This is a genomic window from Lentibacillus amyloliquefaciens, assembly GCF_001307805.1.
Classification (GTDB): Bacteria; Bacillota; Bacilli; order Bacillales; family Amphibacillaceae; genus Lentibacillus; species Lentibacillus amyloliquefaciens.
The window spans coordinates 3,387,766-3,414,056 of record NZ_CP013862.1 but is presented as its reverse complement, the minus strand read 5'-3'; the positions used below and the strand labels follow the sequence as shown (position 1 = coordinate 3,414,056).

Here is a 26,291-nt window from a genome sequence, read left to right as displayed (position 1 = left end):
ACCAGAATCTTTTTTTAATTATAACACGTTTCCAGGTCGTGGGTAGATAAGAACAACCACACTTAATTAACTTTATAATCCAAATCCGTGATTGAAAACTGCTGCGCTTGCTGTGATTGGTATTGTTTAAAAAAGTTTGATTCTATACCAGTCAAGTTTGTCAAATAGCCAATATCAACTTCCATTGAGTCTACTAACTCTTCTAAGGATAAATATTTCTTTTCAAACAGTAATTGGAGTATACTCTTTATTTTTCCAGGCCGAGGCACCTGTAACTCCCGATCAAGCGGTTCGATTTCTTTATATTTAAGTCGATTCAGCATAATATTAAAATACCGGTATTGTTGATAAGAAATCAATTGCAGGGAGTGCGCCCGAAACGCCATGGCTTGAATAGATACCATCCATTTCCGCTTTAACTCAAGATACGAATCTGGATGCGAAACCTTTGAAATAAGTTGAAAATCCCCAATGAATTCCTGTTCAGGCAATAAAAAAGCTCCAGCAAATAAATTGGCTTCATGTTCGCATTCCCTAAGATGTTTCTTATCATGTAACGCAAACTCCACCTTGTAATGTAACAGTAAATGACCTAGTTCATGAGCTAAATCAAAATTTCGTCTTGCAGCTGATTTCTTTAAATTGCCTAACATCATGTATGGCTTTTCATCAATGGACCATAAACTATAAGCATCTATTTTATCACCTATCGCTTTTTCAAAAATAAATGCACCATTTTTCTCAAGCAGAAACAACAGATTGTGGTTATTTTTATTACTCAGGCCCAAAAAATCTCTGGCGTACGCTGCCGCTCTTTTGATTCCCTCTTCTCTGCTGTCTGAATAAGCTATCATTTCGATTACATAATTGCGCAATTTTATCAGTCTATTCTCAGGCAGCAGCAATTTTCTATTGATGAAATCAAGAAAAGCAATTAAATTTTCGATATGAGCCGCTTCAAATTGCGTTTTCTGCACACTATTTATGAGTGACGACCTGAAGGCTATATGATTATAATTAACATTATCCTTTTTGTATTTCCTTAAAAAATTTCCTTGATAAAAATATTTACTTTTAACGTTAAAAATTTCCTTGAGATTGTTTATAACTGTCATTTTAGGTGAAACGTATCCATTCTCGTATTGCCACACTGCTTGCTCAGTGATTCCCAGGCTGGCTGCCAACTGTTTTCTGGTGAACCCATGGAGAATACGGATATTGGTTAAGTTGGTGCCAACAAACATCACTAATCCCTCCTCTTCGAAGAGAGATAGAGATCATTTCTCTTCTCCCTTTTTATCGTCATCAAATAATTCTTCTTGCAGTACAATATCATATTCAGTTGCTGCGGGTGTGTCTGGTACATCAAAGCCATCTTCAGCCAGCGCCTCATAATCATTTTCATCAAAGGTAACTGTAGAAGTGCCTATAAACTTTGAAAGGTTTTCAACCTCGTATGCCTTATCGTTATCTGGATTCGGCATCAGCATTCTAATGTTTGAAATAGCAAACGATTCATCTATCTCGTAGGTGATGATGTAGAATTGATTGAACTTATACTCAAGTTCACGAGCTTGAGGATCTTCCAATTCTTTTAACGTCTCATCACCAAAAATACTCATGATCTTATTTTCCTTTTCTTCCGGGAAAAGTGTCGGTTCTTCAGGAAAGTCAACATTACTGTTAATCCGGGATAATCTTTTAAGATAAGTTTCCTTGTCTGACGCTTTATGCTTTTGACCACGTACGTCTTTCCTATGTGGAAAATCATCTTCATCAAAGTATTTGGCATTTTTTATAATGAACATTCTTTTGTCGTTATCAATGTTGAATTGAAGGTAGCCCCAAGTATATCCAGCTTTTGCTTTCGTAAAACTTATTCCTGATTCTTTACATTCTTCAGCGGTCTGATCATCAATATGATTCCCTTTAACCCACGCATAAGCAGTACTGATGTGCATCTCTTCTTTTTTGGCTTTTCTTTCTTCAATATAGTTCTTATAACCTTGAAGAATACCATTAACAACCGACTGATTCATGGTGGAACCCATCCTATACTTTTCCATCAAACCCCTCTCCCTATCATCTATTGGTGCTTCTTATTATATACTGCAATAAATTATTTTTAAAGAAAAAATGATATAAGTGTCATTTTATTTAAGTATTAAGCGGTATCCCATAATTCATGCTATTGTTCCCATTACCTTGTTCTATTTATCGCTTTGAGAAAAAATCAAGATAAGCCTTTCCTTTTTTGCAAATTTCATCTTGACACCCCACTAAAATAACTGTATCGTATATAACTATAATAATTGAATAATTCAATTTCTTATCCAGAGAGGTGGAGGGACTGGCCCATCGAAGCCTCAGCACCAGACATTTGTACTGTGCTAATTCCAGTAGCTTAACGCTAGAAGATAAGAAGAGTATTGTAAGCGAACCCTCTTCTTATTTTAAGAAGGGGGTTTTTCATGTTGGTCATAACACAGACCATTCAAGAGATATTTTAACCATTTAGAAGTAAACCAGATAAAAATAAAGGGAGGACAACACAATGAAGCGTAGTTTGGAAGAACGATTGCAGGAAGGAACAGTGATTGCAGGAGAAGGCTATTTATTTGAGCTGGAACGAAGAGGCTATTTGCAGGCCGGCTCATTCGTTCCGGAAGTGGCACTGGATAACCCCGGGGCATTGAAACAGGCATACAGGGATTATATGAATGCAGGTTCAGATGTCGTATTAGCTTTTACCTATAATGCCCATCGTGAAAAAATGCGCATTATCGGCAAAGAAGAACTGCTGGAGCCATTAAACCGAAATGCTATTTGTCTGGCAAAAGAAGTCGCCAAAGAGCATCCGACCGAGGAAGCATTGGTAGCCGGTAATATTTCCAATACAAATCTATTTGATCCGGAAGATGCCGAATCAAAGGAACACGTGAGAACGATCTTTGCCGAAATGGTGAAATGGTGCAAGGAAGAAGGCGTTGACTTCGTAAATGGAGAAACATTCTATTATCATGAAGAAGCACAGATCGCGCTTGAAGAAATCCGTAAACAGAACCTGCCTGCTGTCATTACAATGGGGCTGATGGGCGAAAACATTCTACGGGACGGCTATACGGTTGAACAATCTTGTAAACAACTGTCTGAACAAGGCGCATTGGTTGTTGGCATGAACTGTTTCCGCGGTCCTGACACCATGCAGCCATATCTCGCTGAAATACGGAACAATGTGAGCGGCTATGTCGGCGGTTTGCCAATTCCTTACCGGACAACCGACGAGCATCCGACATTTTTTAACCTGCCTGATGGCGGATGCAGCTGCCATTTGCCGTTGGAAACAACATTCCCGACGGCACTTGACCCGCTGTATCATAATCGCTATGAACTAGCTGAGTGGGCAAAAGAAGCTAAAGATATCGGGGTTAACTACATCGGTTTATGCTGCGGGGCATCACCGGCTATGCTGCGTGCCGTCGCTGAAGCAGCAGGTGTGGAGACGATCAACTCGAAGTACTCCCCTAACATGGAGAAACACTTTTTGTTCGGAAAAGATGAAACACTTAAAGAACATAACCGGAATTACCGACAGAAAGCATAATCTGAAATTTGCTTAAGGCCTTCTTGTTTCATAGAGAAGGCCTTTTGTTAAATCACGCTGCATAGCATCATGGAAAGTTCTTCTATCGTTATAACATGAATAATTTCGATTAACCATCTTATCAACAAAGCACTCGGACCCTAACAATTACATTAATAAAAAGCAATTAAAGTGGAAATCCCCAATCCATTTCACACACCGTATAATCAGATTTATGCCACTCCATTCAATACTACTATCAACGTATTGCAGTAAAATATCGGGACGACAGGATTCGAACCTGCGACCCCTAGCACCCCATGCTAGTGCTCTACCAAGCTGAGCTACGTCCCGTTCAATGAAGCTTTTTATATTTTATATTATAGAAAAAAATCAAGGTGAAAACAATAGAAATGCTGTATGAGGGAATTCGCGCACAAACGTTTTTACAGGCGCGGTTCTACCATACCGATAAGGCTATCCATCCAATATTGTCCATCCCACTACAGCATCTCCAATCAAACATTCATTTTTTATGTAACAATTTATCCGTTTCAGATGATGATTAAAAAGCCCATCAGTATTTTTGTGTGCCAAATAATACCGATCCAATGCGATTTTTTATCGTTTTCGTGATACTCCCGCTCGATTTGGCGCAGCTCCCGCTCGTTTCACACTTATTGTCGCTTGTTTTTCGAACGTGCTCGCTCGTTTTAACCGGATTCCCGCTCGATTCAGCCGGTGCCTCGCTCGATTCAAGCCCCCCGCTCGAAAAGGGGACAAGGCTTCTGGCATCTTGGCGCGGCTCCCGCCAATTATCGATTTTCCTTTCTTTCATTTTTGTTGTGATAAAGGATTAATCAAGAGCTGTCTTAACTATCATGACTTTTTTCTTTACGAGAAATGACAGCTCTCCGCATCTACTCATACTTTCCCTTCAACCTGACAAAGGCCACGTCTTCCAATACGGAAAATGTCACGTCTCCATTGTCATCTTTTTCAACCATTTGTAATTCCTGCTGAAAGTTATTCCCGACAGGTATGATCATTCTGCCGCCTGCATCCAGCTGGTCCAGCAATTCATCCGGAACACGGCTCACCGAAGCGGTCACTATAATCCGATCATACGGCTGGTGTTCCGGCCAGCCCAGGCTTCCGTCACCATGCTTGAAATGAATATTCGTGAAGCCTTTTGCATCCAGCCGCTTTTTTGCTTTATCGTATAATGGTTCAAGCCGTTCCACGGTATATACCTCATAGCTAAATGCCCCGAGCAAAGCCGTCTGGTACCCTGAACCTGTTCCAATTTCCAGAACACGTGAATCAGGCTCGAGATCCAGCTTAAGGGTCATGTTCAGCACCAGTGTCGGCTGGGATATTGTTTGACCAAAGCCAATCGACACAGGACAGTCAGCTGCTCCATATATCGTATTCGACTCCATGAAATAGCCGCGATCCAGCTGGTGGAAGTAAGCAACAATTTCTTCTCTCTGATTATACATGATAGGCACTCCCGTTTCGAATGGGGACAGACCCCCTATCCCTTTGCCAAAAACCAGCCATTCTTCAAGTTTTCCCGGTTATAATAAAACCGCTCGTTATCCTCATACCGCACTACACTGCCGCCTGCCGCTTCCACAATGGCCTGACCGGCACCGGTGTCCCATTCCATTGTTGGAGCATAACGCGGATAGTAGTCGGCTTTGCCTTCTGCAACAAGACAGAACTTCAGGGAGCTTCCGGCCGAGACAACATCCACCTCTCGATTACTGCCGCGCAAATCTTCAATGAATTCCTCGGTCTCAGCAGACATATGCGAACGGCTCGCCACCACGTTGACGACGTCGCTCTCTTCAGCAAGCGGCAGCCGCACACTCGCCTCGACAAGCCTGCGCTCATCAGCTACATCTGCCTGTGATGCACCTTCCAGCTTAAACGCACCCAGACCGGTACGGCCAAAGTAGAACGTATCGAGTGCCGGTGCATAAATCACGCCGAGAGCGGGGTACTGCCCTTCAATCAAGGCAATATTGACCGTGAACTCGCCGTTTTTCTTAATAAATTCTTTCGTGCCGTCCAGCGGATCAACCAGGAGAAATGCCTCCCAATCTTTCCGGTCCGCGTACGCCACATCGCTGCCTTCTTCACTCAAGACAGGAACGTCCCGATACGCTTCCTGCAAGCCGCTTACGATCGTCTGATGTGCACGCTGGTCAGCTTCAGTCAGTGGTGAATCATCGTCTTTCGTCTCCACTGAGATATCCTTCTCATACACATCCAAAATTTCCCGTCCGGCTTCCAATGAAATCTCAAGTAACTTCGCTAAACTCACATCAGCCATTATTCCAAGTATCCTTTCTCATTCAAGTACTTAACAATCGTTTGAACCGATTCCTCAAGGCTCTGTTTATCCGTATCAACCGTAACTTCCGGGCTCTCAGGCGCTTCATACGGAGCATCAATTCCGGTAAAGCCTTTAATCTCACCGGCGCGCGCTTTCTTATAAAGACCTTTTGGATCGCGGGATTCGCACGTTTCCACACTGGCATCTACAAACACCTCGATGAATTCACCGTCTTCCATCAGTTCGCGCACTTCATCACGGTCTTCGCGATACGGTGAAATGAATGCGGATAATGTAAACAAGCCCGCTTCCACCATCAGTTTGGAAACTTCCCCGATGCGGCGGATGTTTTCTTTGCGGTCTTCCGGGCTGAAGCCGAGGTTCTTATTCAAGCCGTGACGGATATTATCGCCGTCCAAGCGATACGTCCGCACACCTTGGTTGTACAGTTCCTTCTCAAGCTCAACCGAAATAGTCGATTTGCCGGATCCGGAAAGACCGGTAAACCAAATAACCGCACTCTTATGGTTGTTCAGCTCCTGCCGGTTTTCTTTCGTTACTTTCGAATCATGCCATACGATATTTTCTGATTTAGCCATCAACAATCCCTCCTATATTTAGGGGGTCTGACCCCCCATTTAAAACCATACATTATAAATAATTAAAACAGCTGTTAGCATCACTAATATGCTCAGCGGGAGGCCCACTTTAACATAGTCGGTGAATTTATAGCCACCGGGCCCATACACGATCAAGTTCGTCTGGTACCCGATTGGCGTGATAAAACTCGCTGATGCGGCAATAGCGATGACCACCGCAAACCCCATCGGATCGTAGCCGAGTGTCTGTGCCATCTCAAGACCGATTGGCAGCATCAACACAGCTGCTGCACTGTTGGTGATCAGCTCGGTAAACACATTGGTTAAAATATAAAGTATAAACAGAATCGCCACAAGTCCCAATGGCTCACCAAATTCCAAGAGAACTTCCGCTATCCATTCGGCAAGCCCCGTCTTCCGCATGGCAACACCGACCCCTAAGGCACTTGCGATCAAGAGCAGCACATTGAAATGGACATATTGCTTCGCTTCCTGCGGTGTAATGATTTTTGTCCCAAGAAAAACCACAACCGCGAGTGCCATGGCTTTAAACATGCTCAGCCAACCGAGTGTCACCGTCAGAATCAGCGCGAGCAGCACAATGATGGAGAACCAGCCTTTGACAGGGTTCTGTTTCAAAGCAGCCGGTGTATCCAATGACGAGACGACAAAAAAGTCATTCGACTGCTGATATTTTTCAACAAAATCGGCGCCTGCCAACAGCAAGAGCGAATCACCCGGTTTCAACACAATATCGCCGACTTTGCTCTGGATTCGTTCGTTATTCCGGTGCACGGCAATGACCCCAGCATCATATTTGGAACGGAACTGCGACTGCTTAATCGATCGCGTCAAAAGCGATGACTGATCTGACACAACAGCTTCCACAAGACTTGTCGTGCCGTTTTTCAAATCATCGAGATCAATATTCGTTCCTGTTTCCAGCCGCAACCCTTTTTTCCTTTGCAAATCAGCGATGGTAGAAATCAATCCGGTGAAAATCAGCCGGTCACCGTTTTGAATAACTGTCGTCGAGCGGACCGGTGAAATCCGTTCAGTATCGCGAATGATCTCAATCAGATACAGCCCCTTCAGGTCACGCAACCCGGCATCTTTAACACTTTTATCAAGATGATCAAAATCAGGTGTCACCTGCATCTCGGCAATGTATTCTTTGGAGTCTTCCTTAATCTGCTGGCTGAAGCCTTTATTGTCCGGCAGCAGTTTATAGCCAATCGTGAATAAATAAATGAGTCCAACCACAGCAGCCGGCACGCCGACAACAGCAAGCGTGAATAGTGAAAAACCTTCCATGCCAAAATCAAGCAGCAAGCCGTGAACGACAAGGTTCGTGGATGTTCCCATCAAGGTAATCGTGCCGCCCAAAATCGTGGCATAGGACAAGGGAATCAAGAACTTGGACGGGGCAATCCCGTGCTTTTCGCACCAATTTTTAATGATCGGTGTGAACGTGACAACAATCGGTGTATTGTTCAAAAAAGCAGAAAAAGCCGATGTCGGCACAAAAAAGCGCAGCATCGTACCTGTCTGAGTGCGGCTGTTCTCGAGCCATTTCGCCATCATTTGATCAATCAGTCCGCTTTTCTGTACGGCGCCTGCCACAATGAACAATAACGCAACAGTCAGCATCCCCTCGTTGGAAAAGCCGCTCAACGCCTCATCAACTGTCAAAATATCTGTCAGCAGCAATATCACCAATACTGAAAAAATAACCATGTCAGGCCGGGCGACTTCAAAAATCAGCCCGGCAAGCATGGCCGCTATCAGAATTAGCACAACTATCATTTCAAACGACATGGGATATCTATCCCCTTTATAATCCGGGTGCAAAAAACGCCGCACCGCAAGGCTACTGGAACCTTTTAAGTGCGTGTTCAAAAAGGAGGATAACAAGGACCGAGAATTTCAAGGCGGCGCAGTTTCGAGCAGCGGAATGTATGACTTTATATACATGAGCAGCGGAGAAACAAGCCAACGAAGAAATTCGATGTGTCATTGTTACCGGACTTTTTGAACAACCTTTCAACGCTTAGTTTTCTTTCATACCCTTAATCAAAACATCAGCAACTTCCGGACGCGAAAATTCCTTCGGCGGACGCTCCCCGTTACGAAGCAGTTCGCGCACCTTCGTACCACTCAGATGCACATGATTCTCTTTATCATGCGGGCATGTTTTCGCTGATGCCATATTCTCGCAAACCGTGCAGTAAAACGCATGCTCAAATTTGAAAATCTGAATGCCGAGCTCTTCTTCATACTGGGCAACCAGCTGCTGGGCATCATAGGTTCCATAATAGTCACCGACACCCGCATGGTCACGGCCGACGATGAAGTGCGTGCAGCCATAGTTCTTCCGCACAATCGCATGCAAAATCGCCTCACGCGGACCGGCATAGCGCATGGCTGCCGGATAAATCACAAGGCGCACGCGATCTTTCACATAATAGTTTTTAAGAATCGTTTCATAGCTTTCCATCCGGACATCCGCTGGAATATCATCGGATTTCGTTTCCCCGACAAGCGGATTCAAAAGCAAGCCATCAACAGCTTCCAAAGCCGTTTTCTGGATATGCTCATGCGCTCGGTGGACCGGATTGCGTGTCTGGAAACCAACAATCGTTTTCCAGCCGGCATCTTCAAACATCTGACGTGTCTCAGCCGGATCCATGTAATACGCTTCAAACTGGCTGTGGTCCGGACGGTTCAAGAGCGTAATCGCCCCGCCAAGATAGACATTGCCTTTCTCATAAACTTTCATGACACCGGGATGCGCATCGTCCGTTGTACCGTAAACATTTTGCGCTTCCTTTTTCTCGTCATATGTATACTTCTCTTCCAAATTAATCGTGCCATAAATCACGCCATCTTCGCCTTTTAGCGCGATCTGTTCACCAATATTGAATGGCTCTGCCTCATCTTCAGTCACCGGCAGTGTCATCGGGATGCTCCAGATGGTGCCATCCGCAAGACGTGTATTATCGACAACACTCTCATAGTCTTTCTGTCCCATAAACCCCGTCAGCGGGCTGAATCCGCCAATGCCAATCAATTCAATATCCGAAACAACCCAGGAGTTGACCGTCAGCGCCTGAAGTTTTTCAGCATTCTTGATCGCCTGTTCGCGTTCCTCTCCCGTTAACTCACGGCTGATTAATCTCCCGCCATGTGGCTGATTTACCATACTAAAACCTCCGAATTGTAGTTTTCATACACTTCAATAGTATACCACGGTTTTTCGTCATTTTCTAACATGTATCACATGTATCACAGGGATTCGGTGGAAATTGCGGTTAGGATTTTTAAATGCCGAAAAGTTCCGGGACACAAACGTTCTCATTTCGACTTCAAACAAGTAATTCTCGAGTGGTATAATCATATTTAATGTCATTATCTGTCCTTAGCAGGCTGCTTATCTTTTTCTAAAAATAGTGAGAGAAGCAAGCCCGTAATAGCAAACAGAAAAGCGACGAAAAAGGCCGTTTTCACGCCCACCAGGTATTCAGCGGGGTTAATGGTTTCAGTCGCACCCTCAGCGCCACTGATAAAGGAGATGATAAACGTTAAGCCAAGTGATCCCCCAAATTGGCGGGCTGTATTGATGACCGCCGTCCCATGCGGAATCAAATTATCAGGCAGCGAATTGATGCCGGCAGTCATAATCGGCATATTGATCAATCCCACCCCCCCATGGCAAACATGAATAAAACCATCGTCACAATAAATGGCGTCTCCAAACCAAGGATGAAATGAAAACCGATTGTGCTCAAAGAAAGCAACACAAAACCGGTAATCGCAATGATTTTACCACCGTATTTATCAAACAGGTTTCCGGCAAACAAAGACATGGCAGCGAGTGTCAAAGCCCCGGGCATCACAATCAGGCCGCCGAAAAATGCTGAATATTGCTGCGCGTTCTGCACATACATCGGCAAAATCGTTTCAGTCGATATGAGCAGGCTGAAAGAGAGAATCGAAATAAACGCAACAAGAGCAAAAAGAGGTACTTTAAGAACACGTATCTCCAAAATAGGTGCCTGAAGCCGCAGCTGCCGGTACACAAACAAACCCAAGGCCACAAAACCTGCCATCATACTCACAAGCGCTGCCGGATCACCTATTCCACTTTCCTCTATTTTATTGAAGGCATAAAGCACACCTCCAAAGCCCCCTGTTGACAATAAAATGGATAAAGGATCAATTTCCGTTTCCCGCTGTTCAGTCACATTGCGCATGTACAGAAAAGCCAAAAGCAAGATAAGTGCTGCAATCGGCAGTGTCAGCAAGAATAAAGCACGCCAGTCGAAATAGTTAACCAATACACCTGATATAGGCGGGCCAACTGCAGGCGCAACATTAATCACAAGTCCTGCCAATCCCATTGCATATCCTCTTTTTTCCCTCGGGTACATCAAAAACAAAATCGTCTGCATTAACGGTATCATAATGCCGGAGCCCATCCCTTGAAATATGCGTCCCACAAGTAGCATCGGGAATGTTGGTGCCACCAGACAAATCAATGTACCGATCAGAAACAAGAACATAGCACTCATCATTAAATGGCGCGTTTTAAACCGATCAATAAAATAAGCCGTTATCGGGATGAAAACGGCAATCGTTAACATATAGACAGTTGTCAGCCACTGAACATCAGTCGAATCGACCCCAAACTCCTGCATGATTTTTGGAAAAGCCGTAATGAGCAGAAATTGCGTCAATACAGATAAAAAAGATGCCGATAATGTAATCGCCACAATTAAACGTTTATGAAAACGTGATAGATTCATCGAAGTCACCTCACCTGCCCCTATATAATTAAATCTTGACTCAAAACGATTCAAATGTCCAGTCATGAAATGAAAAAAGGACATTACAGTATATCCGTATTGTCCCTGATATCAAACTGTTCGTTTTCAGGACACTTAAACCCGATTTCCCCATTCATTTGTGTGTGCTCTCGATCGATTCACACCGGCTCTCGCTCGATTTGATGTTGCTTCCGCTCGTTTAACTATGCTGTCGCTCGTATCGAACGGCTTCTTGCTCGATTCAACCTCATTCCCGCTCGTCCCCCGCGCTCTCTCGATCGAATCAAAAAAGGGCTTGTCCGAATCTATAACACAAAGAAAGTGCATACCGTCCAAACCAGAAAACAAGAAAAACTCAAGTAAACTAATTATTCATAATTTTTAATAATAAAGATGTAAAAACCACATATATGTTGTTTACTTTTTTGTCATAATCTGCTTTACCATAAAGTGAATCTTCAATCAGTGGGGGTTTCTTCCCCCACTGATTGTTAGATGAACGAATCGGACATTTACTGGCAGTTGATCCCCCACCTAATCTTCATCGTATACGCGAACATTTGAGATGGGGGTCTTACTGCCAGTTACATGCGGGATTAAGGACATTTCAAATAATGTCCCTTTTTAGAATTATCTTATGTCACTCCGGCAGTCATAATAGCCCTGAATCGTGACGATAGTAACATTAATGACTTTGGTTTTATGATTATGTAAAGTTTCCACAGAACCCAGTATGCCAAACACCTACGTATTTTCTTTTCCCTCTGCCTATGTTACCGTATACACAGTATAGCGTTTTCACTAGGGGTGCCTTTAAAAGGCTGAGATTAGAGTGGACTCTGAGACCCTTGAACCTGACCTGGTTAGTGCCAGCGGAGGAAAGTGGACGTCAGCGTCAAATAAGGCGGATGCATCAAGCATGAATATTGATTGAACCTTATCATGCTTGCGTGTGTAAATGACCTCCCTTTTCTCTTAGCCCAAGCCGGGTCAGCATTAATTAAGAAGGGGAGGATTTTTTAATGCGCTTTACTGAATCGCTGCGTCAGGCAACAAAGGGAAGCTGGGAACAGAGCTTGAACCACCCATTTGTCCAGGGGATTGTACGGGGAGATCTGCCGCTTGAAACGTTCAAGTTCTACATTCTTCAGGACATTTACTACTTGAAGCATTTTGGCAAGGTACATGCAATCGCCGCTTCGCAAGCAGACGATTTTCAAGTGGCCGGGATGCTTGCTGAAAAAGCCAAAATGACAGCCGAAGCGGAATTGACCGTGCACCGTGAGCATGCAGAATTGCTGAACATCACTAATGAGGAAATGAACCAATTCAAGCCTGCGCCAACTGCCTACGCCTACACATCGCATTTGTACCGGGCAGCGCTTTCCGGACAACTTGCTCAGACCGTTGCCGCGATGCTTCCATGCTACTGGTTGTACGCGGATATTGGAAAAACGAACCAGGATGCAAAACCCGGTCAGACCATCTATCAGAATTGGATAAGTATGTATGCTGACGATTGGTTTCAGACATCAACACAAGAGCAAATTGACTTGCTTAATCAACTCGCCGAAGAAGCAAGTGACAAGGAAAAGGGAAAAATTAAAGAACAATTTGTGATCGCGAAAGAATATGAACTTGCATTTTGGGAGATGGCCTATATGAAAGAAGAATGGCTATCGGCCAGAAGAAATACTGTTTGATTCCGGGAAAAAACGGCATCCTGATAGCTAGGGATGCCGTTCTCATCTCCAGTCATGCTCATTTATTAACGGGAAGACCAGAGAAATCAATACGAATCATCATACTCCGAAGAAAACTTGCAGCATCCGATTAACTCAACTCCATAACCTGCATTTTCAATGACGTCACGTTCCATCCATTAACAGGTGCCATATCTTGAGAACACGTTGCACAGGCAACAACCACTTCTTCCAATGCTTTTAGACGCACATAATCACCGGGTTTGGATAAAGGTTCATGAATCTCATAATCCCCTGCTTCGTCCAAAACATTGTTCATAAATAAGTTAATTGGATCCGGTACGGGTTTGTCGCCCAACCCATACACGGCCAGGGCATTTTTTAGATTATCGTGGCAGTTCGGGTGGTCATCTTGATCATAGTCTACTTTATAACGATAATAGTCACACGCCGGGAAAAAGAAATCATGCTTTCCGACTGTATCTTCAATAAACGTCATCAATGGACGGCGTTTATTGCTGTAGAGCGGATCTCCCACTTTTAACCGAATACTGCCAAGAGACGCTCGCATATGGACAGGTGATACGAACTCGCTTAAATCATTTCGATTAAAGCAGACAAAATCACCGACTTGTTTGCCATCAACATCAATTATAAACAGCTCATCACCAGGCTTTAACAGTACACTTCTCCCCTCATACGGCGGTATTGTTATTTCCTCTTTGATTTCCCCTTGTGTGTTAACCACATCTCACGCCCCCTAATTAATTACTTAAATCAATTATATAACCGAATAGCCTTCATATATAACGATAAATAATGATGGCACCTATCACTGTTACTGAAACCCGCAGTAAACAACTATCATTTTCAAAGATGGAATTCATCATTTTTAGTAATTTTACGTGATATTTAATTACCACTATCATATGAATTAAGATCAGACATAAGCACGGGACCTAAACTGAAAGAAGGGAAAAAATAAGAAGTTGGCTGCAAATCCGACAGCTGTGAAAGTGCTTTTCAACAAACGAATAATTATTAAAGGAGAGGTGTTTCATGAAATCACACTATGATGTGATTATAGTTGGAGCTGGGTCAATGGGGATGGCCGCCGGATATTATCTGGCTAAAGAAGGAACAAACACATTGCTCATTGATGCGTTTGATCCACCGCATTCAAACGGAAGCCACAGCGGTGATACACGCCTGATTCGCCATGCGTGTGGTGAAGGCTACGAGTATGTCCCGCTTGCCTTAAGGGCGCAGGAATTATGGGATGAACTGCAACAAAAAACATCGGAGACGATTTTCCGAAAAACGGGTGTGGTGACTTTCGGTCCTGAAGATTCAGACTTTGTTAATCAAGCAATCGCAGGCGGGAAAAAGTACTCCTTACCTATTGATACGTTTGATAATGGCGAAGAAATCAATGAGCGCTGGACGGGAATCACCGCCCCTGAAGCACATTTCGGGTGCTATGAACCAGAAGCAGGTGTTCTGTTCAGCGGAAATTGCATTCGCACCTTTCGTAAGTTGGCATTGCAAAGTGGCGCAGATTTATTAACGCATACACCTGTTGACAATCTTGACGTTACTGAACATGACGTCACTGTCCATACGAAAGAAGGTTCATATACCGCTGATAAACTGATTGTCAGCGCCGGGGCCTGGAACAAGAAACTTTTATCTGATCTCAACCTTAATTTAGCGCTGCAGCCAAGTCGCCAAACAATCGGCTGGTTTGATGCGGACGAGTCAATATATCAGGCTGATGGATTTCCGGGCTTTTTCGTGGACTTGCCAACTGGCATCTATTACGGGTTTCCAAGCATTGATGGCGCCGGTTTAAAGATTGGTCGTTACGATAACGGCGAAAAGATTGAGCCCGAATATATGAATCGTGAATTTGGCATTTTACCAAAAGACGAGGACGACGTTCGTGAATTTTTAAAAACGTTTATGCCACAGGCGGCAGGCAAATTAAATGTTGGCAAGACGTGTATGTTCACCAACACACCGGATGAAAATTTTATTATTGACTTGCATCCGGAACATTCCCATGTTGCCATTGCCGGCGGATTTTCCGGCCACGGCTATAAATTTTCAAGTGTGGTCGGCGAAATCTTAAGCCAACTGGCAACCAGCGGCACAACCAATCACGACATTTCCCTCTTTTCAGCAACACGTCCAAGCTTACAAACACAAGGATCAACAACGGTGTAAAACTAAATAACGCACCGGAATTCAAACGGACAGGGGAAGGTCAACGTCACCTTTTCCTGTCTAATTTTTCAAATAGGAGGTTAACCAAATGGCAAATGAAGCCGTTGAATTTCTGCAAGAGCTGATTCGAATTGACAGCACCAATCCCCCTGGCAGCGAAAACAACGTCACTAAGAAACTTGCCGAAAGATGTGACGAAACAGGTATCCCGTATAAAATGACCAACATTGAATCAAACCGAAGCAATTTTGAAATGTCCTTCAATAATGAAGCAAAGGAAAAGGTAATTTTCTGTGGTCATATGGACACGGTTTTAGTCGGTGAGCAGCCGTGGGAATATGCACCGTTTTCCGGCGAGCTGGTGGGAGAAAATCTGTACGGACGCGGCGCCTCAGATATGAAAAGCGGTCTTGCAGCGATGTTTCTTGCGGTTGAATCACTTTTTCAGGAAAAGAGAGAGTTGTCAAAGGAGATTGTTTTCTTGGCAACTGCCGGTGAAGAAGTGGATAGCTGCGGTGCGCGGCAGTACTTACAAGAAGATGACATGTCTAATGTCGAAGCCTTGGTGATTGGTGAGCCGACAAATGAAAAAGTCGCAGCAGGCCATAAAGGTGCTTTATGGGTTGAAGTGATCACCATCGGCCAAACAGCGCATGGGGCCATGCCGGACCAAGGAATTAATGCGGTCGAATGGATGGGCCGGGTGATTCTAATTGTTGAAGCGTTAAAATTAGATTGGAAGATTTCCAAGCCTCCCCTTGGTGAAAGCAGCGTTTCGGCCAATAAAATGGAAGGCGGCGTTCAAACAAACGTGATCCCTGACCGCTGTACGCTGAACATTGATATCAGAACCGTGGCGCCCCAGTCCCACGAGCAGTTGTTTGCTGAATTGAAGCAAAAATTAACGGATTTGTTTTCCGAAGAGGGTGCCCCGGCGTTTGAAATGAATGAATTATTGAACCGGCCATCGATTCTGACCGATCAATCAAGCCCGATTATAACAGAGGCGCTCCGAATTAAAGGACAAGATACCGATTCGGTCTATGGGGTTTCCTATTATACCGATGGCGCGGTTTTAAATCCCGAAAGCGCCATCCCGACACTGATTTATGGCCCCGGAAACGAAAAATTAGCACATCAGCCAAATGAATACGTCAATGTGGATGCTTACCTGCGTTCCATTGATTTTTATAAACAATTAATTCTTGAGTATGCAACGTGATCAACATACTCCGGGCACAAGATGCTTATTTCTTAATCCACACGTAAGATCCAAATCCAATTAACAATCCAAAAAGATAAGGGTAATCCTGAAACAGGATTACCCTTTATCACGTTCGCTGCTTCTTCTTACACAGAATTTGCTGTCACGTCCCGTTTCTGAATGGTGTCGATGCCTTTCAGGTAATTAATCACGGTATCGAGCGGATCCACATCACCAAATTTGGCGTCAATATCAAACAGGTTCCATTCCACTGCGCCGGGAACGCGGTCAGCAATCGTGCCTTCAGGGACTATGGTGCGGAATCCAAGTTCAGTTGAGTCCATGCATGTGTGGCGGACACAAGCACATGCTGTAGCACCGACTACAATAAGTGTATCGACACCGTGGGTTGTAAGCCAGTACTGCAGTGGCGTCCCGTTAAAGCAACTCGCCGTCTTTTTGACGAATACTACTTCTTCTTTCTGAGGATTCAGCCTTTCATCAATGTCTAACCAATCTTCCCCAAGCTTTAATTCGTCCAATGGAATTTTATCTGCCCATCGCCCAATATCCTGATAGCCATTCGGATTATACCCGGTTGTACTGTGGAAAATCGGTACATTCTTTTCCCGCGCTGCATCGAGCACACGACGTACATTCGGGATGACCTCTTCCATGTTTTCACAGGAGAAAGCATGCCCCGGTTTGGTCCATGCATTGGCCAAATCTACCGTGATGATGCCTGGTTTTTTCCCGTAACCGACTCGCTTCTGAAACCCTCGCTCCGTATGAATTTCTTTTGCTCTTTTAAACATTTTTTGTAATAACTCCAGATCAAAGATTTCTTCTGACATCTCTTCCACCCTTTCAAAAATTTGATTTTATAGTTGTGATGCACGTTCACATATCGTTAAAGCCTTCATCATTGGGTGAACAACGGCAACTTGCCTCTTTGCCGGCGAATTTCTTGTCGTTTTTCTTCTGTCCGCTCAATATTTAAGTTCCCATCTTCAATGACTACCCCATAATCATTCAGCGCTGTTTCTGCGGAGATGATTTCATCCAATATATCTTCATAAACTTGACTTGCTTGACGTTCCAATGGATCACCATAGCCACCGGATGACGGCACCATAATTTTCACCGACTCTCCTGCGTTAAAACGTTCGCCGTTTAATTTTGACGGGAGCTCTTCCGGTTTTGTATCCGCATTTTTAATTAATGCGGCTTCTGTTCCCGGCAGACCGCCATTGTATCCCCATGGTTTGACGGTATGTTTATCCCCTTCCATGGACATCAAGCCATCAGTCAGGAAACGGTTCCGGCGAATAATTCCAAGGCCTCCTCGGGTTTTACCTGCCCCACCGGTATCTTCTCTCAGTTCATACTGCTCGCAAATCATTGGGGTGTGCATATCAAGGTCTTCAATCGGATTATTTCGTGTATTCCATGAACTGAAGTCCATTGCGTCCATGCCATCCTTCTCCGGACGGCCGCCATACGAACCTTCATTGACTTCAATGTATACCCAGTAATTGTGGTCCTGATCCAGACCGGAATACGATGCAAACTGGATATTCGCCGCACTGCCTGCACACGTTTTATCAGGGATGACGGGCGTCAACGCCTTGATGATTAAATCAGCAGCAGTGTTCACTTGATTTGCCCGGCTAAAGGTAGCAGCAGGGCGGATTGGATTAAAGATGCTCCCCTTCCTTGCTGTTACAGTGACCGGACGAAATACGCCATGATTGGCCGGAACAAATTCTTCATGTGTATAGGTGTCAAGAAAGATGGAACGCACCACACTATATACAGCCACACATAGCGCGCCTGAATAAGCGGCATTAAAAGCTGACGCGACCTGATCAGCCGATTTGGAAAGATCTATCTCCAGTTCACTTCCTTTTTTAATGACATTCACATGAACCTTCAATTTTTCATTCAAGTTGATGCCATCATCATCAAGCCAGGATTCTGCCTCGTATTCACCATCAGGAATCTTGGCAATTTCTCTCTGCATCATGTGTTCCGAGTAATTCATCAATTCTTCCCCGGCCGCAAGCACCGTATCTTTTCCATACTTATCGATAAGCTCAATGTACCGTCTTGCCCCTAGTCGGCAGGCGGCTACTTGCGCTTCCAAATCACCAATCACCTGGGATGATGTGCGTACTTTCTGCCTGACGATTTCGAACAATGTTTCATTCGGTTTTCCTTTATCATATAACTTCACACCATTTAATACTAATCCCTCAGCATAGACATCAGGAGCATCCACAATCAAGCCTGGCTGTGCACCGCCGATGTCCAGATGGTGCGCCGTTGTGCCGGCATATCCGATTAATTCCCCTTCATAGAAAATCGGCTGACTAAGAGAGATATCAGGTGAGTGTGAGGCACCGGCATACGGGTCATTGTTCCAAATGATATCGTCAGGATGCTGGTCGTCTCCGAGCACCTCTTGAAACCCTTGAATATAACCCGGCAGACACCCCAGTTGCATAGGCGTTGAATCGGATTCAGCGAGCGTTTCACCAAATGTGGTGAACACACCGGCACCGAGATCCTCAGATTCCCGAATCAATGAGGAATAGGCCATCCGCTGTATCACGTGTGACATCTCCTTGGCAATGGTATCCAGTGCTCCGCCGATAACTTGCATCGTCACGGGATCAATTTTCTTACTCATCACTCATCACCGCCTCAGTAAATTGTTTTTCCGTATTGTGAGATTTATCGGCCTTTTCTTCGTTTTGTGTCGCATGCAGCGTGCCATGTGCTGACACCACCACTTCCCAGTTTGGCGGGACAATAGTTGTTGAATCACGCTGAATGATGGAAGCCGGTCCTGTAATGCGATCGTTTGCCGATAATTTTTCCCGCTGGTAGCGTGGTGTCGCCAGACTTTTAATCTCGCCATCTACCTCAAAATAGGTTTGCCGCTCATACATAAACGCTTCTGTCGGATTACTTCTTTCCATTTTTTCTAATTGAGGCAGCTTGAATGATGGTGTTTTCCCGGTCGCAACAATATCCAGCGAAATGAGTTCCACATCATTTTCCGGAAAATGGTGCCCGTATTCCTGCTGGTGCATCAGATGGAAACCTGAAATAATCTCTTTGACACTTTGTTCTGTCAACGTCCCCTCAGGAATAGGCACTCGTAACTCAAAGCCTTGTCCCATATAGCGGCATTCAGCAATCCGTTCATACTCAATATCACCTTCACTGACCCCATCCTGCATTAGCTGGCCTGCCGCTTGTCCTTCCAATTCCTTCAACTGTTTATCCAGTTTAAAGACAAGGTCCTCAGAAATCGTTTCTAACTTCTCAATACAGGAAGCATTAAAATGATATTTCAGGTCACTGATCAATAAACCGGCTGAAGCTGTAATCCCCGGATAGTTCGGGACCATGACGGTCTTAGAACCAATCGTTTCTGCCAAATCTATGGAATGAAGCGGTCCCGCCCCGCCTGCAGCCAATAATGCAAAGTTCCTCGGGTCAATCCCTTTGCGGACTGAGTTTTCCCGGATGGACAGCGCCATATTGTTATTGATAATTTTCAAAATGCCAAATGCTGCTTCCTCAACCGTCATGCTTAATTCGTCAGCTAATTTTTGAATAGCTTCGGTGCTTTTTTCCGGATGAAGCGGAATCTCCCCGCCTAAAAACTGTTCCGGATCCAACCTTCCTAAGGCAACATTTGCATCGGTTACACAAGGGTCCTCGCCGCCTTGGCCGTAACAGGCAGGTCCCGGAGTTGAGCCGGCACTCTTGGGTCCAACCCGAAATGCTCCGCCGGCATCGACATAAGCGATCGAACCGCCTCCAGCACCTATCGTATCCACCTCCAGCATCGGAGTAATCACAGGATAACTATTAACTTCAGCATCTCTTGGATTGACGACCCTCGGCGTTTTTTCCGGGATGATTGAAATGTCAGCTGATGTGCCTCCAATATCGACACTGATAACATCGTCTATCCCGTCCAATTCTCCCCACCATGAAGCTGCCAGAACGCCTCCTGCAGGTCCTGATTTCAATAGATTCATCGGGGTCATGGTAGCTTTTTCGGAAGATGCCATCCCGCCGGAAGACTGCATGATCTGCAGTTTCCCCTGTACGTTAGCTTCTTCAAGTGATGAAACCAGGTTATCAATATACTGATTCACTTTAGGCGCAACAAAAGCGTTCATGGCTGTCGTACTGAAGCGTTCATACTCGCGTATCCGGGGGGCCACTTCACTCGATGTAAAACATGTTACCTCCGGCCAGATCTCATTAACAATTTCTTTTGCTCTTTTCTCATGGACATCATTAAGAAAAGAAAAAAGAAAGCCAACAATAATAACATCGACATTCTCTGCTTTTAATTTTTTAACGTTATCCCGTACTTCCTGCTCCTCCATCGGGAAGCGGATACGTCCATCGGGTGCTTGAAGTTTTTCCGTTATTGGAAGACGGTGCCGTCGTTTCACGAGTGGATTGTCCTGCCATGGAAGACTTTGTTGTATAGAGAAGTTTTCGCTCTTTTTATGCCGGGCAATATGAAGAATATCCCTGTAATTTCGTGTTGTCAGCATCCCGACCTTTGCACCATTTCCTTCAATGGTGATATTGGTTGCCACTGTAGTGCCATGCAAAATGTCATCAATATCCTCGACAGCTACATCGCTTATGGCACATAGCTCTTTTACTCCTTTAATAACACCAACAGATTGGTCGTGCGTTGTGCTTGGAACTTTGTGTACATTAATTTGATTTGCTGATTCATCAACTAATATCAGATCAGTAAACGTACCGCCAACATCCACTCCAACTCGAACCATTCTTAGTCTCCTCTCATGTTTAGGGATAAAGTAAAACTTCATCATCTCTCGTTTCGCCCTTTTGAGATTTTGCATAAGTTAACATTCACCTTAAATGCGCCGGAAATGTTCTTGAATAAAAACCCCCTTGCCTAAATTTTTATAATGTAGATAGTTATAAGTAAGATTATATAACGAAAGCGTTTTCACGTATAATGATTTGAAATGATGGTTTCTATCATTAAGACTAATACCGGACATTTTCACGATTTAAATCACTCCTCCAATAATGAATATATCAAGCCCCACACGGATAGTTTTACTATTCATACAGTTGGAACCTTGTTAAATATTTAAAATTATTATAAAATTAAATAACCATCATGTACAATGTTAAAAAAAGATGGCATCTATCACGATTACTGATGGCTGAACGTTAATTGGCTTATTGGAGGAGTGCAAATGGAAATAAAAGATTTGCTTATTTTTCAAAGTGTTGCTCACCATGGAAGCATCAGTAAAGCTGCTGATGAACTATGTTATGTACAATCACACGTGACGGCCAGAATAAAATTTCTCGAAGCAAGTTTACAAACGGAATTATTTCATCGGCACAGCCGGGGAACAACGCTCAATTCTGAAGGAAAGAAACTGCTTAACTACTCAGAAAAAATTCTCTACATGTTTGATGAAATGAAAAAAGTGTTTCACGATTCCGACAATCCCTCAGGAACACTGGAAATTGGCACAGTCGAAACGGTTATTAAACTGCCGGCCATTTTATCGTCCTACCACAGAACCTACCCTAATGTTGATTTATCACTTATCACCGATGTTACTGACGAATTAATTAATCAAATTTTGAACCGGAAACTTGATGGTGCATTTGTGACGGGTTTCGGCTATCATCCGGAACTCAAACAAATTGAAGTATTCCAGGAAAAGTTAGTATTAATATCAAATAATGAAACGATTTCCTTTGACGATTTAAAAAGAGAACCACTGCTCGTTTTTAGTGAAGGATGCAGTTATCGGGCAAATCTGGAAAATTGGCTTTATGAAGAAGGTATTATAAAGGCAAACGTCATGGAATTTGGCACATTGGAAACCATTTTAGGCAGTGTCAGGTCAGGTCTTGGAATCAGTCTTGTCCCGCAATCCACGGTTCATCAATTAGAACTGGATGGCACTATTCATTGCCATGATATTCCTGAGCAATACAGCAACATATCAACTGTTTTTATTTGGCATGCTGAATCATACGTAACAAATACGATGGCGAAATTCATCGAAACAATTCAGGATTTTACGGATGTCGCCTATCCGCCGTTGATTAATGAGATTTAGAATATCCGGCTGCATAAAAGCACGAGCTGAGCGGCTACTGTAAACATTGAAATAGGCTGGGACAAAAGGATTTAAAGTACATGAAAAGACGAACTATTATTAGGAGGGAAGCGGGATACACCGCTGCGGAAATATGCTTCGCTTACGGATCGCTTTATTCGTCTTTCCCAACACTCGTTTCAGTTTTGTCCCAGCCACTTTCGCTTTGTTATAAATCGGCACAAAAGCAGTACCAACAAGGTTGCAGCCCCGTCAATCCCATGTGGGCGGAAGATCCTGCCGCTCAAGTTCAGGAGACTCTCGCTCAAGTTCGAGACGCTCTCACTCAAGCTACACTACGTCATTTCAATAGGAGCCCGAGCTCGTGAATCCTACTCGGGCTGATGCATCCCCTTCAACCCGGGATACATTCGCAAAAACTGCTGATACCGACTCCGGTACATAGCTACCGTATGCTGATTGGGGTTATATATTTTTGATCCGGGCACTTTTATAAACCTTTCTGCAAAATCGTCATAATCTGCTGCCCAGCCAAGCCGGATAAATGCAGGTGATGCGCCCCCGATGGCTGCCATATACGCATTTTCCGGCGTGATACGGACCGGCCGTTCCAACACATCAGCCAATGTCTGACACCAGGCAGCACTTTTCGTCCCGCCGCCAACCACAGTCAATACGTCATCTGATGCCAGTTTCTGAACATCCATCACTTGCCTTAACGACAAGCAGATTCCCTCGATAACGGCTCTGGCCAAATCACATTTCTTTGTATCGGGACCGATTCCCCAAAAGGCCCCTTTCGCCTTGGAATCATTCACAGGATTTCGCTCGCCCTGTAAATATGGCAAAAATAATACGCCATTGCTGCCGGGCTCAGCTTGCCTGATTAGCGTCTCAAAATCACTGAAACGGTCATCTGATGCCTCACTCGCAAACGTATCGGCACCCCATTGATAGACATTACCGGCATTCAGGAGCGGTGCAACCGAAATGATCACATCGGCTGGCAAATGCGCTAAATGGAAGTGGCCATGCGCAGCAGCATCCGGCTTAACCGCTTCTTGAATCCCGGCAATCCACCCCGTGGTACCGATATAGCAATAGCTGTCACCGGATGTGACGGCACCTGCCCCGATAGCGGAAGCAGCCGCATCACCACTTCCGCATAGAACAGGTGTCGCTTGCGATAAACCGGTGTCCTGTGCTGCCTGCTCATCGACATAACCGGCAACATCAGCAGCGTCGAGAATCGTTGGCAATTTGTCGGCATCCAATCCTGCCAGTGAAACATGGCCCGTCTCCCATTGGCGCGTCCTGACATTCATCATACCGGTTGTCGCCGCCGTCGTTGGGTCCGTTGCTATAGCTCCTGTCAGCCGGAAAATCACATAATCCTTTGAACTAAACACAAAGCACTGCACGTCTTCATAGGTGGTTGGCTTGTGTTTCTTCATGTGGACCAGTTTTGCCAGCGGTGTGGTCGCACTGATGGGATTGCCTGTCTGCTGAACGATTTCCGGAAATTGCTGCTTAAGCCACTCTGCTTCCGCCCCTGCTCGCGTATCAGCATATAATAAGGCGCGTTCGGCTGTCTGATGCTGTGTTATGGGAATCACATCTTCCATTTGCCCTGTAAACGTAATCATGACGACTTGGTCAGGGTCAATTCCGTCTTCCACCCACCACTGCCGTGTAATTAATTTAACCGCCTCCCACCAGTCATGTGGGTTCTGCTCAACGATGCCGTTTGATTCATAATCTGTTTCCAGCTGGACAGTGCGTTCACATAAAAACGATCCATTTTTTCCGGCCAAAGCCCCTTTGACAGCCGTCGTACCAATATCGAAAACAGCTGCATACGTAGGCATACCTGTCCCTTCTTTCTCAACGGAGGCAAAGGGGTAACTCTGCTTATTGAAAAGCAAGAGAATCACCCCTTGCTTCCGTGTTATTTTAAGTTCAGTTCTTCCCTGTCAAAACCGGCTATCTTCTTATATCCGCCGGTGATGTCTTCAAGTTCTGCCCTGGAGATAATGTCATATAACGATTTAAAACCGTCCGGGGCGCGTTCTTCCACAATCTGCATAACGTGTTCAGGTCCGTTCTTTCGGTTGCTTTTGACAATATTGGCAGTCGGCTCCAGCCGCTCTGCTTCATAGCCCTTTAAAGCTGTCTTGCCGCTTACGTGTTTCATGAGTGCGCGCCCCAGAGCATCTGCGTCTAATATGGCCTGTGAAGCACCATTGGACCCAATCGGATACATCGGGTGTGCCGCGTCCCCGAGAAGTGTCACGTTTCCAAACGTCCACCGATCAACCGGATCCCGGTCGACCATGGGGAATTCATAGACAGCATCCGTATCTTCTATAAGACGCGGGACATTCAGCCAGCCGAAATCCCATTCTGAAAAGTAAGGCGCAAATTTTTGCTTATCGATCTTTTGGTTCCAATCAGCACGTGACGGCACATCCCCTTCGATTGTACGCTCCGCAATCCAGTTAACAAGTGAACGTCCACCTGTATATTCCGGATCTACCGGATAAGCAACGAATTTCTGGTCCTGATAGCCGGCCATAATCATGGATTTGCCGGTCAGAAAAGCAGGCGCTTCAGTAAGCCCGCGCCACAAGATACGTCCGCTGAAGACAGGGTCCCCTTCATTTGGATAAAAACTTTTGCGTACAACGGAGTGAATACCATCGGCGGCAATCATGATATCCGCCTGATAAGTCCCAAGCGATTCGCCTGTTTTTTTATTTATAAAATGCGCTTTGACACCATCATCCGTTTGGTCAAAGGAATGCAGATGATGACCGGTTTTGACCGCATCCTCATCCAATCGTTCCTTTACGGCTTGTAACAAAAGCATCTGCAGTCGTCCGCGATGGATTGAATATTGCGGCCAGCGATAACCGGCATGACGCCCTCTTGGTTCCTGCCAAATTTGCTGGCCGAATTTGTTATAATAACTGAGCTCTAATGTCGGCAAACCTGTTTTCTCCAGCTCCTCGGTCAGACCTAATTCCGTCAAAATCCGAACCGCATGGGGAAGAAGATTAATACCGACGCCCAGTTCCCGAATCGTTTCCACACTTTCAAAAACACGGGCTTTCACACCATTTTCGTGAAGCTTGAGTGCTGTGACAAGTCCGCCGATTCCTCCACCTGCGATCATTGCTGTATTAACTGCTTTTACCATATGTAATCCCCCCTGATGATCTGCAAAACCGCCTCTCTCGGTATGCAAATATATAGTGAACGCCAGTTTTGTCTAAGTTTACATTATCACTAATTTTTTGGAAAGTGTTGATTAAATCGTTAAAGAATATGTAATGAAGAAAAGCTTACTGCAACCTGCAATATCCATGGTGTCAAAAGAGGGAAGAAAGTGCATACCGCCCAATACAGAAAACAAGAAACATCCAAATAAATGAAAAATAATTCATAATATTAGGAATATATTAATATACACAAAACCACATATATGTTGTTTACTTTTTTGTCATAATCTGCTTTAAGATAAAGTGAATCTTCAATCAGTGGGGATTTTTTCTTCCCCACTGATTGTTAGATGAACAAATCGGACATTTACTGGCAGCCATCCCCCACCTAATTTTCATCATATACGCGTACATTTGGGCTGGG

At 44.6% G+C, this 26,291-nt stretch carries 21 protein-coding genes, 1 tRNA gene and 2 riboswitches; of the genes, 5 read left to right on the top strand and 17 right to left on the bottom strand.

What is annotated here, in order from left to right; translation table 11 throughout:
- Nucleotides 1-62 precede the first annotated feature (62 nt).
- The gene (locus AOX59_RS16980; RefSeq protein ID WP_068447294.1) at nt 63-1,244 is read right to left on the bottom strand and encodes a spr1629 family repressor/antitoxin; all 1,182 of its coding nucleotides are present in this window, start codon (nt 1,242-1,244) and stop codon (nt 63-65) included.
- Nucleotides 1,245-1,277: 33 nt separating this feature from the next.
- Nucleotides 1,278-2,039 (bottom strand): spr1630 family ClpXP-sensitive toxin, encoded by a 762-nt coding sequence (locus AOX59_RS16975; protein WP_237049305.1) that lies wholly within the window; start codon nt 2,037-2,039, stop codon nt 1,278-1,280.
- Nucleotides 2,040-2,326: 287 nt separating this feature from the next.
- A riboswitch (SAM riboswitch) is annotated at nt 2,327-2,424 on the top strand.
- A gap of 130 nt (nt 2,425-2,554) precedes the next feature.
- Between AOX59_RS16975 and AOX59_RS16970 the strand changes: the two genes are divergently transcribed.
- A complete protein-coding gene (locus tag AOX59_RS16970) occupies nt 2,555-3,604 on the top strand; it encodes a homocysteine S-methyltransferase family protein (protein ID WP_068447290.1) in 1,050 nt (349 codons plus the stop codon).
- Nucleotides 3,605-3,863: 259 nt separating this feature from the next.
- Here AOX59_RS16970 and AOX59_RS16965 read toward each other — a convergent pair.
- The 9 genes from AOX59_RS16965 to AOX59_RS16930 form a co-directional block, all read right to left on the bottom strand.
- A tRNA-Pro gene (locus AOX59_RS16965) sits at nt 3,864-3,937 on the bottom strand.
- 223 nt (nt 3,938-4,160) lie between these two features.
- Nucleotides 4,161-4,421, bottom strand: a complete 261-nt coding sequence (locus AOX59_RS19850) for a hypothetical protein (protein ID WP_156418742.1) — start codon at nt 4,419-4,421, stop codon at nt 4,161-4,163.
- An 82-nt stretch (nt 4,422-4,503) separates the two neighbouring features.
- Nucleotides 4,504-5,085: a protein-L-isoaspartate(D-aspartate) O-methyltransferase gene (locus AOX59_RS16960; RefSeq protein ID WP_082684241.1), complete on the bottom strand. Its 582-nt coding sequence runs from the start codon at nt 5,083-5,085 to the stop codon at nt 4,504-4,506.
- 35 nt (nt 5,086-5,120) lie between these two features.
- A complete protein-coding gene (gene cysQ / locus AOX59_RS16955; protein WP_068447289.1) occupies nt 5,121-5,924 on the bottom strand; it encodes a 3'(2'),5'-bisphosphate nucleotidase CysQ in 804 nt (267 codons plus the stop codon).
- Nucleotides 5,924-6,526 (bottom strand): adenylyl-sulfate kinase, encoded by a 603-nt coding sequence (gene cysC, locus AOX59_RS16950; protein WP_068447287.1) that lies wholly within the window; start codon nt 6,524-6,526, stop codon nt 5,924-5,926. The genes cysQ and cysC overlap by 1 nt, the downstream gene beginning before the upstream one ends.
- 39 nt (nt 6,527-6,565) lie before the next feature.
- On the bottom strand, nt 6,566-8,344 hold the full coding sequence (locus tag AOX59_RS16945; RefSeq protein WP_068447285.1) for an SLC13 family permease: 1,779 nt from the start codon (nt 8,342-8,344) through the stop codon (nt 6,566-6,568).
- A 232-nt stretch (nt 8,345-8,576) separates the two neighbouring features.
- On the bottom strand, nt 8,577-9,728 hold the full coding sequence (sat, locus tag AOX59_RS16940) for a sulfate adenylyltransferase (RefSeq protein WP_068447284.1): 1,152 nt from the start codon (nt 9,726-9,728) through the stop codon (nt 8,577-8,579).
- Nucleotides 9,729-9,934: 206 nt separating this feature from the next.
- On the bottom strand, nt 9,935-10,222 hold the full coding sequence (locus AOX59_RS16935; protein WP_068447282.1) for an MFS transporter: 288 nt from the start codon (nt 10,220-10,222) through the stop codon (nt 9,935-9,937).
- The gene (locus AOX59_RS16930) at nt 10,219-11,331 is read right to left on the bottom strand and encodes a DHA2 family efflux MFS transporter permease subunit (protein WP_068447280.1); all 1,113 of its coding nucleotides are present in this window, start codon (nt 11,329-11,331) and stop codon (nt 10,219-10,221) included. The genes AOX59_RS16935 and AOX59_RS16930 overlap by 4 nt, the downstream gene beginning before the upstream one ends.
- An 814-nt stretch (nt 11,332-12,145) precedes the next feature.
- A riboswitch (TPP riboswitch) is annotated at nt 12,146-12,250 on the top strand.
- Between the two features lie 124 nt (nt 12,251-12,374).
- Between AOX59_RS16930 and tenA the strand changes: the two genes are divergently transcribed.
- Nucleotides 12,375-13,055 carry a thiaminase II gene (tenA, locus tag AOX59_RS16925; RefSeq protein WP_068447278.1) on the top strand — a complete coding sequence of 227 codons (681 nt, stop codon included), beginning with the start codon at nt 12,375-12,377 and terminating at the stop codon, nt 13,053-13,055.
- Between the two features lie 130 nt (nt 13,056-13,185).
- On the opposite strand, the gene AOX59_RS16920 is transcribed toward tenA, so the two are convergent.
- Nucleotides 13,186-13,803: a DUF1989 domain-containing protein gene (locus tag AOX59_RS16920; RefSeq protein WP_068447276.1), complete on the bottom strand. Its 618-nt coding sequence runs from the start codon at nt 13,801-13,803 to the stop codon at nt 13,186-13,188.
- A 311-nt stretch (nt 13,804-14,114) separates the two neighbouring features.
- Here AOX59_RS16920 and solA point away from each other — a divergent pair, with 311 nt between their 5' ends.
- Both solA and AOX59_RS16910 read left to right on the top strand, forming a co-directional pair.
- Complete coding sequence (solA, locus tag AOX59_RS16915) at nt 14,115-15,281, top strand: N-methyl-L-tryptophan oxidase (protein ID WP_068447274.1); 1,167 nt, start codon at nt 14,115-14,117, stop codon at nt 15,279-15,281.
- 88 nt (nt 15,282-15,369) lie between these two features.
- Entirely contained in the window at nt 15,370-16,503 is a 1,134-nt protein-coding gene (locus tag AOX59_RS16910) for a M20 family metallopeptidase (RefSeq protein ID WP_068447272.1), read from the top strand.
- A 128-nt stretch (nt 16,504-16,631) separates the two neighbouring features.
- Here AOX59_RS16910 and AOX59_RS16905 read toward each other — a convergent pair whose 3' ends face one another.
- From AOX59_RS16905 to AOX59_RS16895, 3 genes are all read right to left on the bottom strand, one after another.
- Complete coding sequence (locus AOX59_RS16905) at nt 16,632-17,339, bottom strand: isochorismatase family protein (protein ID WP_068447270.1); 708 nt, start codon at nt 17,337-17,339, stop codon at nt 16,632-16,634.
- Between the two features lie 68 nt (nt 17,340-17,407).
- A complete protein-coding gene (locus tag AOX59_RS16900) occupies nt 17,408-19,177 on the bottom strand; it encodes a hydantoinase B/oxoprolinase family protein (RefSeq protein ID WP_068447268.1) in 1,770 nt (589 codons plus the stop codon).
- Nucleotides 19,170-21,320 (bottom strand): hydantoinase/oxoprolinase family protein, encoded by a 2,151-nt coding sequence (locus AOX59_RS16895; RefSeq protein WP_082684239.1) that lies wholly within the window; start codon nt 21,318-21,320, stop codon nt 19,170-19,172. Before AOX59_RS16895 ends, AOX59_RS16900 begins: the two co-directional genes overlap by 8 nt.
- Before the next feature lie 441 nt (nt 21,321-21,761).
- Here AOX59_RS16895 and AOX59_RS16890 point away from each other — a divergent pair, with 441 nt between their 5' ends.
- Entirely contained in the window at nt 21,762-22,646 is an 885-nt protein-coding gene (locus tag AOX59_RS16890) for a LysR family transcriptional regulator (RefSeq protein WP_068447266.1), read from the top strand.
- 371 nt (nt 22,647-23,017) lie between these two features.
- Here AOX59_RS16890 and AOX59_RS16885 read toward each other — a convergent pair whose 3' ends face one another.
- Nucleotides 23,018-24,514 carry a xylulokinase gene (locus AOX59_RS16885; protein ID WP_156418741.1) on the bottom strand — a complete coding sequence of 499 codons (1,497 nt, stop codon included), beginning with the start codon at nt 24,512-24,514 and terminating at the stop codon, nt 23,018-23,020.
- An 80-nt stretch (nt 24,515-24,594) separates the two neighbouring features.
- Complete coding sequence (locus tag AOX59_RS16880) at nt 24,595-25,845, bottom strand: flavin-dependent oxidoreductase (protein ID WP_068447263.1); 1,251 nt, start codon at nt 25,843-25,845, stop codon at nt 24,595-24,597.
- Nucleotides 25,846-26,291: the final 446 nt, after the last annotated feature.